This is a genomic window from Mesorhizobium sp. M0815 (genome assembly GCF_040319995.1).
In the GTDB taxonomy this organism is placed as follows: domain Bacteria; phylum Pseudomonadota; class Alphaproteobacteria; order Rhizobiales; family Rhizobiaceae; genus Mesorhizobium.
The window spans coordinates 61,323-76,346 of record NZ_JAMYOU010000025.1 but is presented as its reverse complement, the minus strand read 5'-3'; the positions used below and the strand labels follow the sequence as shown (position 1 = coordinate 76,346).

The window sequence follows — 15,024 nt, the reverse complement described above, 5'->3', positions numbered from 1 at the left end:
CCGCTAAACACGGGGGCTGCGCGGCGGACACGCCGACGTCACAGCTACTGCCACGCCATTTTTGCAGAACTTGACGCACACAACTAACCATTCGATCTATTCCGGTAAGCCGAAAAGTGTTTGCGCGCCTGCTATTCCTCCGAGCGGATGACTGCCCATGGCGATCATCGGCTCGGTAGTTTCTGCCTCGAACACTGTCGACGCGAGCACCGTCCGTCCCAACGGCTTGCACAGCCCTTCGATGCGGCTGACAAGATTTACAGCCTTGCCGATCGCGGTGAAGTCCAACCTGCCGGCAGTGCCGATGTTCCCCCAGAGTATCTCGCCGACATGCAGGCCAATGCCATATCCGAGCTCAGGGCCGCCATTGCGGCGCCGAGTTTGGTTGAGATGATCTATCCCGGCGCGCGTGGCCTTCACGGCGCGTACCGCAGCGTCACATGCGGCATTTGCATCGCGCTCGCCAATCGGGAAAATCGCGAGGACGCCATCACCTATAAACTTGAGAACCTCACCACCAAATGCGTGCACCGCGCCCGCGACGCAATCGAACCAGGCATCAAGTACCAATACGATCTCGTCTGCATCATGAACCTCGGATAGATCGGTGAAACCTCGAAGGTCCGCGCACAGAAGCGCAGCCCGTATCGTCTCTCCCTTTACTCGACGAGAATGACCGTTGAGCACATGTGCTGCACTGCGCTTTCCCAAATATGCTTCGAGCAATGCGCGTTTCGCGGACCGTTCTGCGAGTGCGGTCATCGGAGCCGCAGCAAACCGGGAGATTTGCCGCAGCAGCTCTGACTGCGCCTCATCCGGAGTATGATCGAACGCCCACACCAAAGTCGGTGCGACACCGCCCGCTCGCTCGTCGAACACCATCGCCCGCGTCGTGCCAAGCCACTCCCGCAGCACGAGGCGGGGATCGGCATTCTGGCGGTCGGCGCCTATGCCCAAAGCCTCGACCACTTCATTCCCAGGCGCTCGCCAGAGCCAGATGCGGCGTGAAATGATCGGGTCGGGAGCATCCTGCGCCAGCGCGCCGGCGATGATCGGTAAGCCGTCTTCCATCAAATGCGTTGAGAGCTGCAATAGAAGTCGCCCACCGTCGCCAATATGCGCGGCGTCGTCCAGAAGGAATGAAAGCGAGTTTGCGAGAAGCATCGGTAGAAGGTCACTCGGCACAGGCTTATGCTTACGCCTCGAACATCTTCTTGCAACTCCCCACATTCGCTTCAATCATGCACGGCATTCGATGCGGATGTCACCTGGAGTGAGCGATGGCGGAATCGGTTTACACAGAGATTGAGGTCGCCGCGCCACAAGCGACCGTGTTCGCGCTTTTGACGGATCCGGACCAGATCGTGCGATGGATCGGGACCGAAGCGAATTTGGATGCATCGCCGGGCGGTCTGTTCCTCGTCAATGTCGGTGGTCGCCATATGGCCCGCGGTGAGTTCACCGAGGTGATCCCGGTCCACCGTCTTGCCTACAGTTTTGGCTGGGAAGACAACGAGACCGTGCCGCCCGGCTCCAGCCATGTCGAGATCGACCTGATCGCGAGGGATGCGGGGACACTGATCCGCTTCACGCACAGCGGACTGCCGAACGCAAAGGAGCGTGACAGCCACCGAAGGGGATGGGAGCACTACCTCTCAAGGCTGAAGATCACTGCCGATGGGGGACATGTCGATCCCGACGTGCCGATGAAGAATATGTGATTTCATCTAAGGGCCGCGGATGCCCGTAATCCGAACCAGGCGCGGCATGCGTCAACGAGGCCCCTTTGACCTGCCGTCGCCAAACCGGCCGCTCGGGAAACCCAGCGACCTGCGGGCTGCCGCACCATTACAGCTGCCGGCGACGGATCGTTTCGGCGAGCTCGGCGAAGGCGTCCGCGATCCCGATGCCGCTCTTCTTGAAACTCAGCGCTTCTGGCGCAACGCCTCGGATTGAATTAGCATCCGTTCATCAAAGCTCCGGCCGCACTCCTGCAGGATGCGGAATGCGGAGCGCAGGCGAGCGAGGCCGGGCGCGGTCACATGCCGGGCGCTGATCCAAGCGCGACTGGGCATCCGAACTTCCGTTCGGCGGCAAGACGGCGTGGCCGGGAGGAGTCAGATGCAGAAGCTGCAATCACAAGGCGTCCATCACATCACGCTGGTCGGCGCCGATCGCCAGAGCTCCATCGATTTCTGGGAAGGCGTGCTCGGCATGCCTTTCATCTTCGAGCAGCCCAACCTCGACAAAGCCAGCGAAAGCCATCTTTATTTCGATCCGGGCGACGGCCGGCTGATCACCGTCTTCACCGACGAGAGCCGCACGCCGGTCAAGCGGCGCACGCCAACCGATACGGGCTGCGTCCATCACATCGCTTTCGCGGTGTCGCGCGTCACCTTTTTGCAGGCGGTCGGCCGGCTCGACGAGCGCGCCATCAAGCACAGCGGCGTCAAGGATCGCGGCTTCATGGACTCGATCTACTTCGAGGATCCGCTCGGCCTGCTGATCGAGCTCGCCTCCTACCGTTTCGAGCCGCCGGCGGGCTTCACCCATGCCGACGTGTTGATGCAGGCGCACAAGATCCGCGTCGCGCGCGGCGACTACGCAATAGCCGAGGTGCATCTCGCCGACGCGATCCAGGCGCTTGTCGAGCGCTCCCGCGCGACCTTGTCGGAAGACCGCGCTCCGAAAGATCCATACTGACGACAGGCCAAACAAAGGGAGGACACAATGGCAAAGACGACAACGAAGAGTGCGAAGAAGCCGGCCGCCAAGGCCGCTCCGAAACCAGCTGCCAAGGCCGCGACAAAGCCTGCTGCCAAGGCGTCGAAAGCGTCCGCCAAGTCGGCAACGAAAGCCGCCGCAAAACCTGCAGCCAAGGCATCCGCGAAGTCCGCGCGGAAGGCCGTAGCGAAATCAGCGAAAAAACCCGCGCTGATGCTCAGCATGCTGAAGCCGAGCGTCAACAATATGAGCGTACGGGTGTTTGCGCGCGCGGCCGGGCTCGACCATTCCGAGACCGACGTATGGGGCCACACGCGCTCGCCTGAATATATGGCGCGAAACCCGGCCCACCTGACCCCGATGATCGAGGACAAGGGCCTGCCGAGAGGTGTCTTGTGGGAAAGCTGCGCCATCATGCAGTACCTCGCCAACAAGCACGGGCTGGAAAAATTGTACCCTAAGGAACCCGCCAAGCGGGCAATGATCGACAGTGCCATGTTCTACCTGATCGGCACGCTCTACCCCTATGTGGCGCGCGCCACCTATCCAGCACTGAATTTCCCGCAATATGCCGGCGAGGTCGGCCACAGCGACGCTCATCCCGACAGGAAATCGGAAGCCCAGAAGGCCGCGGCGGCCGCAATTGCCGAGCCGCTGGAGGTCTTTCACAGCTTCTTCAGGAACGGCAAGCCGTTCATCGGCGGCAAGAACCCGTCGATCGCCGACATCCGTCTGGCGGCGACGCTCGAGTTCCTCGCCGTCATCGACTATGCGCTGCCCCAATGGGCAAAAGACTATATGACGGCGATCGAGAAGAAGCTCGGCAAGGCCTATGCCGAGCCGGCCGGCGATGTGCGCGGCTATATCGCCTATGTGCGGTCGCAGGCCAACGCCTGAGGCACGTGCAGGCCGGCGATCGTCCGTACGTTCTGCAGGAGCCGGTAACGATCTGGGGTAATTCTTTTTACTCTCCCCTGTTTGCACGATGTGGGGAGCTTAAGGTTTCGTTAACCGAAACCCTTTCTACTGTATCCACCTCCAGCCCGCGACCACGGATGTACTGGCGCGGATGGAAAGCAAAGGTCGGCTGCTCGCCGGCCTTTTGCTTGTTGCAGCCCTGCCGAAGTTGCGGTCGACGGCGCTTCCCGACGCCTGCATGGCTGATGAAGCGCGTTGCTGGCACCTTGTCATCGCCGATGTCGGCCCTACCATCGAAGTTAGTCACGTCCTCGAGGGCGGTTCAAGGACAGAGGCCCTGTCATGAAAAGCATTGCTGGAATGGTGGTGATTGCAGGCGCCATGCTGGCGGGTGCAGCCGGTCAATCGAATGCAGCGACGCTCAACACCATGCCCGAGGTCGGGGCTGCCATCCAGGCGTGCTGGACCCCCCCAGCGAATGCCGGGAATTCCACCGTCACCCTGAGCTTCAGCTTCAGGCGCAATGGCACGCTGATCGGCCGGCCCAAGCCGACCGCCATCCGCGTGGCCGGCGACGACAAGGCGCGGCAAGCTTTTGTCGACGCGGCGATTGCGGCCGTGGACCACTGCCTGCCGTTGAGCCTTTCACCGGCGCTGGCTGAAGGCATCCCGGGCAAGGTGTTCACTCTGCAATTCAACTCGCCCAAACAAAAACAGCCTGCAACGCGAGTGCAGGCTTCGCCTTGATCTTTTCCGACAACCGGATTCTACTTTTCGGGATCTAGCGCATGTCGAGCAAAAGTGTGCAGCGGTTTTGCGACAACGACATGCATAAAACAAGAACCTAAGCGCGTCGCATGAGGCCGGGTCGACCGCGATGCGCTTTAGTGGCGGCTTCGTCTGGCCTCGACATGTCGCGCCAGTTCCGGCATTTCGAAGACATAGTCGCTCCAGGCCGATTCCGGAATCTGGCCGGCGAGATAGCACTCCAGCAAAAGCCTCTGCTCGTGGTCGAGCGGCCTCGGTGTGCGTTCATGGTCCAGCCCAAGTGAATGGAACAGATTCCTGGTCAGGCCCGCGACAGTGAAATGAATCGACATTTGCGGTCTCCTCCTTGGCCGCTCACCGCCGAACGTGGGGCTAAGGTTTCAGCAACGGCCGGCCGGTAACGCCGGATTGATCGCGGTGCGGATCCGGCCGGGTGCTTCAAACTTCGCCGTGGCGCGAGTTCGCCGGCGTTGCTGCCGGTTCGTCTCAATCTTGAAATAAAAATGTAATATTGAATTTACGCCAGCGGATATAATACACTAGAACTAAAGTCTCTGGTGGCGGTGCGGTCTACTTCAATTAGGTAAAACTGATTTAGCCAGTACTTATCCATAGTCGACAAAGAAATCCTGTTCTCGGCGCAACAAGGACAATGGTCGCTCCAATGACACGCTTCTGGCTTCTCACGATTCTGATGCTGGTGTCGGCAATAGCCGTTGCGCTCGGCACGTCCTCCTCCTATGCGGATAGCTGCGGCGCGATCAGGAGCCAATTGCTTTCGGCGGGGCGTGGCGCCGGGACCAGCCCCGAGCTTGCCCAACTACGCCGGCAACTCGCCGCGATTCAAAGGCTGGAGAGACAGCGCCGATGCACGGCGAAAACGGCCGGGTTCTTCTTCAACCCCTGCGCCGACCTCGTAAGCAGCAAGGCGGAGGTGCAACGGCAGATCGCCAGACTGTCGAATTCGGGCAGGGACACCTCCGGCCTGAAGGCCAGGTTCGTCGCGCTAGGCTGCGCCGCCCCCGCTGCCAAGAAGCAGCAGGCGCAGCAGAACCAGCCGCAGGCACAGCAGCGCACAGCACCAAAACCTCAGTCCGCAGGCGCAATAATGGGTGGCAATCGGATGCTGTTTTGCGTTCGCTTGTCGGACGGATATTTCTTCCCCGCGCCAAAATCGCAGTTCGCCAAGAACGACGATCTGAAGGAAACGGTCGATCAGTGCCGCTATATCTGCGACGATGCCGGCGTCGAACTCTATACGCTGAGCGATGCCACCCGCGAGACCGAAGAGATGATCGCGCTCGAGACGCAAAAGCCCTATGTGGAGCTTGCGACCGCCTTCAGGTACCGCGACGACGCGAACTTCAAGGCCTGCGATGTCAAGCGCTATTACCAGCGCGTCGCCGAACTCAGGGCACGAACCGTGACACCGGCCAACATGAGCAACGCCATCATTCCGTTGCCGACGGCAAAGCCGGATTTTGGCATCGTCGCGGAAATTCCTGAATCCGGGATCCAAACCGCCGGTACCGCTCTCGCAGGGGAAAAAACGCTGGTTGCCGAGGTACCAGGGGCTGCCCAGCATCAGTCGGTCGAAAGAGCGATCGGCGCGCGGCCGGTGAGAGTGGTCGGGCCGGCCTTTTTCCCGGCGGACTGACCAAGGCAGGCGATGTCCCGAGACGGCGAACGGCTGGCCGGATAGCCGCTTCAAGGCCTACAGCCGCACGCATCGACCGACGGCCGGTTGGTTATTCGCAGACCATGCGGGCCCGTTTGCCGGGCTGGCTGACATTCCTGCAGGTGAGCGGCTTCGCCGGCTCCGATGACAGCATGGGCGGATTGGCGACCTTCCTTCGTGGCGCTGCAACGGAAGCTGCGCTCCGGCGCACCGCCGGCCTTTTCGGCGTTTGAGGCGCCACAGGAAAGACATCGGTCTCCAGCTGCGACTGTTCGGCTGGCGCCTGCGGAGAAGGCCGGTCCCAGAAACGGCGAACATCGAGCGGCTTGGGAATGATCACGGTGCCGTCATAGCTGCGCGCACAGCCGGTTCCCAGAAGCAGCGCCAGGCACAGGAAGACAGGCAGAATCCGTCGAAACATCAGCAACACCCCTGCAAGCTTATAACGCTGCTTCGGCCCAACCGACAACCGGCGGAATAGTGCAGAGGGAGTAGGTAAGGTGAAGTAGAAATCGTCGCACTTCCAGTCGAAGGCCCCGCTCGAAAGATCGAGCGCCGGGTCGGGCGCGGATGGAGGTCCAGCGCGAGGCGAGTTAAAACCTTGCGATTCGTCACCGCTTCCAGCGTAAGGCCATGGTGCGATCGCACCATACCCAATGGCGCGCTCAGTCGCGACAATGGGATATTCGAAGTTCGCTCCTCCAGTTACGGGCGGGAGCAGCGACCGCCGGCAAGAAACAGGGTCAGATTTACCCCAACGGACCTGTTTCGGCGATGGTGCGGCCATGACACGTTCTGGCTGCATGCAACGCGCTCCCGTCCGGCTTTTTTCTTCTCAAGGTCAGTGGCTGCTATCGTCGAGCGGACAAAGCCGGCCGGAATTCACGCAAGCTGCTGATTCCAGCGGCAAACCGCGGCCCATGCCGACAAAGCCCGCGGCCGTTCCTTCTTAACCCGGCTGGACGACGTTACCGGAGCGACATGAAACTGTCATGCGACTGTAATAATCGGGGGCTATTGGCCTCAGCGGGCGCCGGAGGAATGGCGCCGAGAGACCATATTCCGAACAGGAGCAGGCCACATGAGACATTTCATCCGCTCGGCGGCCGTTGCGATTGCAATGGCTGCGGCGACGACTACCCTCACCCTGTCCGCCGCGCTCGCCGCGGACATCTCCGGCGCCGGCGCCACCTTCCCCTACCCGATCTATGCGAAGTGGGCCGACACTTACAAGAAAGACACCGGCATTGGGCTTAACTATCAGTCGATCGGTTCCGGCGGCGGCATCAAGCAGATCAAAGCCAAGACCGTTACCTTCGGCGCTTCTGATGCGCCGCTGAAAGGCGAAGAGCTTGAATCGTCCGGATTGGCTCAGTTCCCGATGGTGATGGGCGGCATCGTTCCCGTCGTCAACCTCGAAGGCATCAAGCCGGGCGAGTTGGTTCTCGACGGCCCGACGCTGGCCGACATCTTCCTCGGCAAGATCACGAGCTGGGATGACGAGGCGATCAAGAAGCTCAATCCCGACGTCAAGCTGCCTTCGCAGGCGATCGCGGTCGTTCACCGTTCCGATGGGTCGGGCACGACGTTCAACTTCACATACTACCTCGGCGACGTCAGCGCGGACTGGAAAGAAAAGGTCGGCGTCGACAAGGCCGTGGAATGGCCCGTGGGCATCGGCGCCAAGGGCAATGAGGGCGTTGCCAACAACGTCTCCCAGACCGGCGGCGCGATCGGCTATGTCGAATACGCCTATGCCAAGCAGAACAAGCTCACCCACACCGATATGATCAACAAGGACGGCAAGAAGGTCGAACCCACCGCGGCGGCATTCTCGGCGGCAGCGGCCAATGCCGACTGGAGCTCGCAGCCGGGCTATGGCGTCATCCTCGCCAACGAGCCGGGCGCCGAGTCCTGGCCGATGACGGCGGCAACGTGGATCCTCCTGTACAAGAAGCCGGACGATGCCGCGACCACCGGCGAAGCGCTCAAATTCTTCGCCTGGGCATACGACAAGGGCGACGAGATGGCCGGCGAGCTGGACTACGTTCCGATGCCCGACAAGGTGGTCGAGAGCGTCAAGGCCATGTGGGCCAAGGAAGTCGTCGGCAGCGACGGCAAGCCGCTCTACTCGGCTATGTAATCTCCTCCAGGGAGGGCGTCGACGGCGCCCTCCCTGTTGCCTTCAATCGCGAGGACCCAATGACCATCGCTTCCGATGCCATGCTATCATCTGCAGCCCGGGCCAGGGAAGCTACGGTGCGGCGCTTCGCGCTCACAGACGCCATATTCCGCGGACTCACCCGCGCTTCCGCAATTCTTGTGCTGGTCATCCTCGGTGGTGTCGCAATCTCGCTGTTTGCCGGCTCATGGCAGGCCCTGTCGTCCTTCGGGTTCTCTTTCCTGACGACTGAGAGCTGGAATCCGGTTACGGAAAAATTTGGCGCGCTGGCGCCGATCTACGGCACCCTGGTCACGGCGGCCATCGCCATCCTGATCGCGGTTCCGATCGGCATCGGCATTGCCGTGTTTCTCACCGAACTCTGCCCGCGCCCGCTCAGGCGCCCGATCGGCATAGCGGTCGAGCTGTTGGCCGGCATTCCCTCGATCATCTACGGCATCTGGGGCCTGTTCGTGTTCGCGCCGTTCCTGCAGACGACGATACAGCCCTTCATCATCAACATCTTCCACGGCGTGCCGGGACTATCCAGCCTTTTCGCCGGCCCTCCTTACGGCATCGGCCTTCTAACCTCGGCGCTGATCCTCGCCATCATGGTACTGCCCTTCATCACCTCGATCACCAAGGACGTCTTCGATACGGTGCCGGCGGTGCTGAAGGAATCGGCCTACGGCATCGGTTGCACGACCTGGGAAGTGACCCGGCGCGTGGTCATTCCCTATACCCGCATCGGTATCATGGGCGGCGTCATGCTTGGCCTCGGCCGCGCGCTCGGCGAAACCATGGCGGTGACCTTCGTCATTGGCAACGCTCACCGCATCAGCGCCTCTCTGTTCGCGCCGGGCACGACGATCTCGGCGACCATCGCCAATGAATTCACCGAGGCCGACGGCGATCTCTACACCTCCTCTCTGGTTTCGCTCGGCCTGATCCTGTTCGTCATCACTTTCCTGATCCTTGCCGCCGCCCGCTATATGCTGATGCGGATCGACGCCCGTACGGGAGCCTGACCGATGTCGACATCCTCATCGCTCCACAGCCGCCGCAAAGCCAGGAATTCGGTGATGATGGCGCTTTGCGTCGTCGCCGCCGGCATCGGGCTTGCCTGGCTGGCGCTCATTCTCGGTGCACTGGTCTATAAGGGCACAGCCGGGCTTTCGTTCGCGGTCTTCACCGAGATGACGCCACCGCCAGGCGAGGCCGGCGGCCTGCTCAATGCAATCGCGGGCAGCCTGCTGATGACGATCATCGCCGTTGTCGTCGGCACGCCGATCGGCGTGCTGGCGGGAACCTACATGGCCGAATATGGGCGTTTCTCGCGCATCACCACCGTCGTGCGCTTCATCAACGACATCCTGTTGTCGGCGCCCTCGATCATCATCGGCTTGTTCGTCTATGAGTTGATGGTGAGGCCAATGGGGCATTTCTCGGCCATAGCCGGCGCCGTTGCGCTTGCCATCCTGGTCATTCCGGTGGTCGTGCGCACCACTGAAGACATGCTCAACCTGGTGCCGAACGCGTTGCGTGAAGCCGGTGCCGCGATCGGCGCGCCGCGTTGGGTGGTGATCCGTTCGGTCGCCTACCGCGCCGCATTGTCCGGCATCGTCACCGGCATATTGCTGGCGATAGCACGCATTTCCGGCGAGACGGCGCCGCTGCTCTTCACCGCGCTCAACAACCAGTTCTGGAGCAGCAATATCAACGCGCCGATGGCCAGCCTGCCGGTGACCATCTTCCAGTTCGCTCTCAGCCCTTACGAGGAATGGCAGCAACTGGCGTGGACCGGCGCACTCATAATCACCCTGACGGTTCTGGGCTTGAGCATCCTCGCCCGCAGCCTTACCGGACGCAGAGAGGACAGATGACACAGATGTTGTCCCCGGACATGACGATGACCGAAACGGTCGCCGAGAAGACGAAGATCGAGGTCAAGAACCTCAACTTCTACTACGGCCAGAGCAAGGCGTTGAAGGACATCACCTTGTCGCTGCCCGAGCGCAGCGTCACTGCCTTCATCGGCCCTTCGGGCTGCGGGAAATCGACGCTGCTGCGTGTGTTCAACCGCATCTACGAACTCTACCCGAAGCAGACAGCCGAGGGCCAGGTGCTGCTCGACGGCAAGAACATTCTCGACCGCTCGCAGGATCTCAATCTCCTGAGGACCAAGATCGGCATGGTGTTCCAGAAGCCGACGCCGTTCCCTATGTCGATCTACGAGAACATCGCCTTCGGGGTCAGGCTCTATGAGAATCTCGGCAAGTCCGAAATGGACGGCCGCGTCGAACAAGCGTTGAAGCGGGCCGCGCTGTGGGGCGAGGTCAAGGACAAGCTCAACGCCAGCGGCTTGAGCCTGTCAGGCGGCCAGCAGCAGCGGCTTTGCATTGCCCGCACCGTGGCGGTGAAGCCGGAAGTCATTCTGCTCGATGAGCCGGCTTCGGCACTCGACCCGCTGTCGACCGCCAAGATCGAGGAGCTGATAGACGAGTTGCAAGCCGATTACACGATCGTCATCGTCACCCACAACATGCAGCAGGCGGCGCGCGTGTCGCGCCAGACCGCCTTCATGTATCTGGGTGAACTGGTCGAGTTCGACCGGACCGAGAAGATCTTTACGTCGCCCCGCGAGAAGCGCACGCAGGATTACATCACCGGCCGCTTCGGCTGAGCCGTTCCGATCATGCATATAAGGACAGGACCATGGGCGAACACACAGTCGCTTCTTTCGACGAGGATCTCGAGCAGATCAGCAAGCTGATCCGCGACATGGCCGACCTCGCCGGTTCGATGGTCGGCGGGGCGACCAAGGCCCTGTTGAATTCTGACAACGTGCTGGCGCAACGCGTCGTTTCCGACGATGCCATCATGGATGCGCGTCAACGCGAACTGGACGACCGCGCCATCACCCTGATCGCCAAGCGCCAGCCGATGGCCCACGATCTGCGCCATGTCGTCGGGGCGATCCGCATGGCCGGCGATCTCGAACGCATCGGCGACCTTGCCAAGAATATCGCCAAGCGTGTGAGTGCGGTCGGCCTTAGCGTCACACCGCGCGACCTATCGCATTCCATCGATGCGATGGCGCAGCTGGTGCTCATCCAGGTGCAGGGCGTCATCGAGGAGTATGCTGCAGGCGATGCGGCCGCGTTGGCCAAGCTACGCGCCGCCGACGAGCGCATCGACGTCAAATATACGTCGGTGTTCCGCGAACTGTTGACCTACATGATGGAAGACCCGCGCAACATCACCGCTTGCACGCATCTGCTGTTCTGCGCCAAGAATCTGGAGCGGATCGGCGACCATGTCACCAACATCGCCGAAAATGCGTATTATGTGCTGACCGGCGAGCAATTGCCGGTCAATCGTCCGAAGCAAGACGAAACGACAATGTCCGCACCGGCGACATGATGGGGGTGCCCAGCCGATGATCGCACCACGCATAATGGTGGTGGAGGACGAGGAGCCGTTGGGTGTGCTGCTCCGCTACAATCTCGAATCCGAAGGCTACCAGGTCGAGGTGGTGACACGCGGCGACGAAGCCGAGATCCGTTTGCAGGAGAATGTGCCCGATCTTCTGGTGCTCGACTGGATGATACCAGCGGTTTCCGGCATCGAGCTCTGCCGCCGGTTGCGGGTGCGCCCCGAAACCGAACGGCTGCCGATCATCATGCTGACCGCGCGCGGCGAGGAGAGCGACCGGGTACGCGGTCTTTCGACCGGCGCCGACGACTATCTGGTCAAACCGTTTTCGACACCGGAATTCATGGCCAGGGTCAAGGCGCTGCTGCGCCGCGCCAAGCCGGAAGTGCTGTCCAGCGTGCTGAAGGTCGGCGACATCGTGCTCGATCGCGAATCGCACAGGGTGTATCGCAAGAAGACCGAGATCCGGCTCGGGCCGACCGAATTCCGGCTGCTCGAATTCATGATGCGGCATCCGGGCCGCGTCTTCTCGCGCAGCCAGTTACTCGATAATGTCTGGGGCGAGACGATCTATATCGACGAACGCACCGTCGACGTGCATGTCGGGCGGCTGCGCAAAGCCGTCAACAACGGCCGCATGCCTGATGTCATCCGCACCATCCGCGGTGCCGGCTACGCGATCAGGGAAGATTGACCCGCCCAGTCAGGCTACGTTCTTTCTGACGCCGGGCCTCATTTGCGCGCCCGGCGCGAAAATCTGCTGGTCGACGAAGCTTAACGCCCGCATTGCACAGCCTTCGCGGATCAGCGGCAATTCGTTCGGCTCGGTATCGAAGGAGATCGAGCCCGAATGCTGGCCGCCGGCGGTCTGGGCGATGGCCTTCCGCAAGGCCGGCTCGATCAGATCAAAGGCGGCGGCACTGGCGCCGACCATTGCGACCGGTGCCGGATCGATCAGCGCGAACAGCGAGCCGAGACCGAAACCCAGCGCTTCGCCGGCCTTGCGGTAGGCTTCGCGTTCCGGCCCGTCCTTCTCGCGCGCCCGAACCGCCAGCGCGCGCATGTCGGCGTCGCTGACGTCGGCGACCGGTTGGCTGTCTTCGCTCATCTGCGTGGCGTTGCGCCAGATGGCGTAATTGCCGGCATAGGCCTCGATGCAGCCGCGCCGCCCGCAACGGCAGAGCGCGCCGCCCGGACGATGGATCATGTGGCCAAACTCGCCGCCCGAGGAATGCGTGCCGGTGAACAGCTCGCCCTTCAACACCAGCCCCATGCCGATGCCGTGCGAAAGCAGGATGGCGATGAAGTCGTCGCGATAGCGATCCGGATCGCGCCAGCGCAAAGCCACCGCCATCATATTGCAGTCGTTCTCCACCGTGGCCGGGATGCCGAATTCATCTTCCAGCATGTCGGCAAAGGCGATGTCCGTCTGGGGCGTGATCGGCGACCACAGCATGGCGCGTGCAGGGGAGTCGGTAATTCCCTGAATCGCCAGGGCGATGCGGGCGACACTGCGGACGTCAAGATCTGGATCGTCCAGCCGGCGCCGGACGATGGCCATGCATTCGCGGATCAGTTCGTCGCGCGGCATGGTCAGCGTGTCCAGCCGGCGCTGTTCCTCGGCGACCACCTGCCCCGCATAGTCGATGATGGCGGCCGACAGGAAATTCAGCGACAACACCACGGTCAGCACCGCCGCCGCTTCCGGATTGAGGGCGAGGCCGACCTGCGGACGACCGCGTTTCAACGAAACGGGTTCGCTTGCCTTGCTCTCGGCGAGGATGCCTTCCCGTATCAGGTCGGAGGAGATCGCCGATATGGTCGAATGGCTGAGGCCGGTGGTTGCGGCGATCTCCGTACGCGATGGCTGGCCGGCCCGGCGCACGGCCGAGATCACCATCGCCCGGTTGCGCCGGCGCAAATCGTCATGGCGGATTCCGACCGACATCGTTTTGCTTTCCTCCCGGTTTGCCGCGGCCGCTCATGAACCGGAAGCGGTCGGTAATGCCGACAAATAGTGTCGGATGAGGCAAATAGTGTCAGATGCAGGTGGCGCTGTCATCGTTTATTCCGAAGCTCGAAAAAAGTCGCAGCAACATCAAAATCCATCAGAATCGATGTTGACAGCAGCGGGAGATCGGGCCAGTATTTTTTCGAGGCTCGAAAAAATTAGCGCCTCTAAGCTGGCCTTTGGGGCCAATTGGTCACGCCGTACGCGGCGCAGGGAGGATATGATGAAGAAATTCACGACCGCCATTCTGGCGGGTGTCGCCATGACGCTGGCGCTTGCGTCGGTGGCGCAGGCTAAGGACAAGGTCATCGGCGTTTCCTGGTCGAACTTCCAGGAAGAGCGCTGGAAGACCGACGAAGCCGCAATGAAGGCGGCCATCGAGGCTGCCGGCGACAAGTATATCTCCGCCGACGCACAGTCCAATCCGGGCAAGCAGCTCACCGACGTCGAGAGCCTGATCTCGCAGGGCGCCAACGCACTGATCATCCTGGCGCAGGACGCCTCGGCGATAGGGCCGGCCGTGCAAAAGGCGCTGGACGAAGGTATTCCGGTTGTCGGCTACGACCGGCTGATCGAGAACAAGGACGTCTTTTACCTGACCTTCGACAACAAGGAAGTCGGCCGCATGCAGGCCCGCGACGTGTTCAAGGTGAAGCCGGAAGGCAACTATGTCTTCATCAAGGGCTCGGGCGCCGATCCGAATGCCGATTTCCTTTTTGCCGGTTCGATGGAAGTGCTGAAGGACGCCATCGACAGCGGCAAGATCAAGAATGTCGGCGAGGCCTATACCGACGGCTGGCTGCCGGCCAACGCCCAGAAGAACATGGAACAGTTCCTGACCGCGAACGACAACAAGGTCGATGCGGTGGTCGCCGCTAACGACGGCACTGCCGGCGGCGTCGTCGCCGCACTGACGGCGCAAGGGTTGGCTGGATCGGTTCCGGTCTCGGGCCAGGACGGCGACCACGCCGCGCTGAACCGCATCGCGCTCGGCACACAGACGGTCTCGGTGTGGAAGGACGCGCGCGAGCTCGGCAAGAACGCCGCCGAGATCGCCTCGCAATTGGCCGACGGCAAGCAGATGACCGACATTGCCGGCGTGAAGGATTTCACCACGCCCGGCGGCAACACCGTAAAGTCCCTGTTCCTGACCCCGGTCGCCATCACCAAGGACAACCTCAACGTCGTCATCGACGCCGGCTGGATCAAGAAAGAAGAGGTCTGCGCGGGCGTGGCGGCGGGCGCTGTTCCGGTCTGCAACTGATCCGAGTTTCCGAGAAGTCCGAACGCCGCGGCCGCTTGCCGCGGCGTTTTTTCAAGAAAGAATTG

16 protein-coding genes are annotated in these 15,024 nt (G+C 61.7%); 12 read left to right on the top strand and 4 right to left on the bottom strand.

Translation table 11 applies throughout. The annotated features are described in order from the left end of the window. Nucleotides 1-96: 96 nt before the first annotated feature. Nucleotides 97-1,164, bottom strand: coding sequence for an adenylate/guanylate cyclase domain-containing protein (locus NKI01_RS23835; RefSeq protein ID WP_023720940.1), 1,068 nt, complete (start codon nt 1,162-1,164; stop codon nt 97-99). 116 nt (nt 1,165-1,280) lie between these two features. On the opposite strand from NKI01_RS23835, the gene NKI01_RS23830 reads away from it, so the two are divergent. The 4 genes from NKI01_RS23830 (at nt 1,281) to tolA (ending at nt 4,389) form a co-directional block, all read left to right on the top strand. Continuing rightward, on the top strand, nt 1,281-1,721 hold the full coding sequence (locus NKI01_RS23830) for an SRPBCC family protein (protein WP_023678521.1): 441 nt from the start codon (nt 1,281-1,283) through the stop codon (nt 1,719-1,721). Nucleotides 1,722-2,121: 400 nt separating this feature from the next. Then, on the top strand, nt 2,122-2,703 hold the full coding sequence (locus tag NKI01_RS23825) for a VOC family protein (RefSeq protein ID WP_023720938.1): 582 nt from the start codon (nt 2,122-2,124) through the stop codon (nt 2,701-2,703). Nucleotides 2,704-2,730: 27 nt separating this feature from the next. Next, the gene (locus tag NKI01_RS23820) at nt 2,731-3,621 is read left to right on the top strand and encodes a glutathione S-transferase family protein (protein WP_352588332.1); all 891 of its coding nucleotides are present in this window, start codon (nt 2,731-2,733) and stop codon (nt 3,619-3,621) included. 381 nt (nt 3,622-4,002) lie between these two features. After that, the gene (gene tolA / locus NKI01_RS23815; RefSeq protein ID WP_352480865.1) at nt 4,003-4,389 is read left to right on the top strand and encodes a cell envelope integrity protein TolA; all 387 of its coding nucleotides are present in this window, start codon (nt 4,003-4,005) and stop codon (nt 4,387-4,389) included. A gap of 137 nt (nt 4,390-4,526) precedes the next feature. Here the strand turns inward: tolA and NKI01_RS23810 are convergent, their stop codons facing one another. After that, the gene (locus NKI01_RS23810) at nt 4,527-4,742 is read right to left on the bottom strand and encodes a hypothetical protein (RefSeq protein WP_023720934.1); all 216 of its coding nucleotides are present in this window, start codon (nt 4,740-4,742) and stop codon (nt 4,527-4,529) included. 332 nt (nt 4,743-5,074) lie between these two features. Here NKI01_RS23810 and NKI01_RS23805 point away from each other — a divergent pair, with 332 nt between their 5' ends. Beyond that, nucleotides 5,075-6,067: a DUF2865 domain-containing protein gene (locus NKI01_RS23805; RefSeq protein WP_352588335.1), complete on the top strand. Its 993-nt coding sequence runs from the start codon at nt 5,075-5,077 to the stop codon at nt 6,065-6,067. A 91-nt stretch (nt 6,068-6,158) separates the two neighbouring features. Here NKI01_RS23805 and NKI01_RS23800 read toward each other — a convergent pair whose 3' ends face one another. Continuing rightward, nucleotides 6,159-6,893, bottom strand: a complete 735-nt coding sequence (locus tag NKI01_RS23800) for a hypothetical protein (protein WP_352964850.1) — start codon at nt 6,891-6,893, stop codon at nt 6,159-6,161. A 276-nt stretch (nt 6,894-7,169) separates the two neighbouring features. Between NKI01_RS23800 and pstS the strand changes: the two genes are divergently transcribed. From pstS to phoB, 6 genes are read left to right on the top strand one after another with little or no spacing between them, the layout of a single operon-like run. Next, nucleotides 7,170-8,231, top strand: a complete 1,062-nt coding sequence (gene pstS, locus NKI01_RS23795) for a phosphate ABC transporter substrate-binding protein PstS (RefSeq protein WP_031194537.1) — start codon at nt 7,170-7,172, stop codon at nt 8,229-8,231. Between the two features lie 59 nt (nt 8,232-8,290). Then, complete coding sequence (gene pstC, locus NKI01_RS23790; RefSeq protein WP_502896305.1) at nt 8,291-9,277, top strand: phosphate ABC transporter permease subunit PstC; 987 nt, start codon at nt 8,291-8,293, stop codon at nt 9,275-9,277. 3 nt (nt 9,278-9,280) lie between these two features. Then, entirely contained in the window at nt 9,281-10,132 is an 852-nt protein-coding gene (pstA, locus tag NKI01_RS23785; RefSeq protein WP_023720929.1) for a phosphate ABC transporter permease PstA, read from the top strand. Further along, on the top strand, nt 10,129-10,932 hold the full coding sequence (gene pstB / locus NKI01_RS23780; protein WP_023720928.1) for a phosphate ABC transporter ATP-binding protein PstB: 804 nt from the start codon (nt 10,129-10,131) through the stop codon (nt 10,930-10,932). The genes pstA and pstB overlap by 4 nt, the downstream gene beginning before the upstream one ends. A gap of 32 nt (nt 10,933-10,964) precedes the next feature. After that, entirely contained in the window at nt 10,965-11,672 is a 708-nt protein-coding gene (gene phoU / locus NKI01_RS23775) for a phosphate signaling complex protein PhoU (protein ID WP_023720927.1), read from the top strand. A 16-nt stretch (nt 11,673-11,688) separates the two neighbouring features. Next, nucleotides 11,689-12,378, top strand: a complete 690-nt coding sequence (gene phoB / locus NKI01_RS23770; protein ID WP_031194536.1) for a phosphate regulon transcriptional regulator PhoB — start codon at nt 11,689-11,691, stop codon at nt 12,376-12,378. A 9-nt stretch (nt 12,379-12,387) separates the two neighbouring features. On the opposite strand, the gene NKI01_RS23765 is transcribed toward phoB, so the two are convergent. After that, nucleotides 12,388-13,632, bottom strand: coding sequence for an ROK family protein (locus NKI01_RS23765; protein WP_023720925.1), 1,245 nt, complete (start codon nt 13,630-13,632; stop codon nt 12,388-12,390). 286 nt (nt 13,633-13,918) lie between these two features. Between NKI01_RS23765 and xylF the strand changes: the two genes are divergently transcribed. Continuing rightward, nucleotides 13,919-14,959, top strand: coding sequence for a D-xylose ABC transporter substrate-binding protein (xylF, locus tag NKI01_RS23760; RefSeq protein WP_352494193.1), 1,041 nt, complete (start codon nt 13,919-13,921; stop codon nt 14,957-14,959). Nucleotides 14,960-15,024 lie beyond the last annotated feature (65 nt).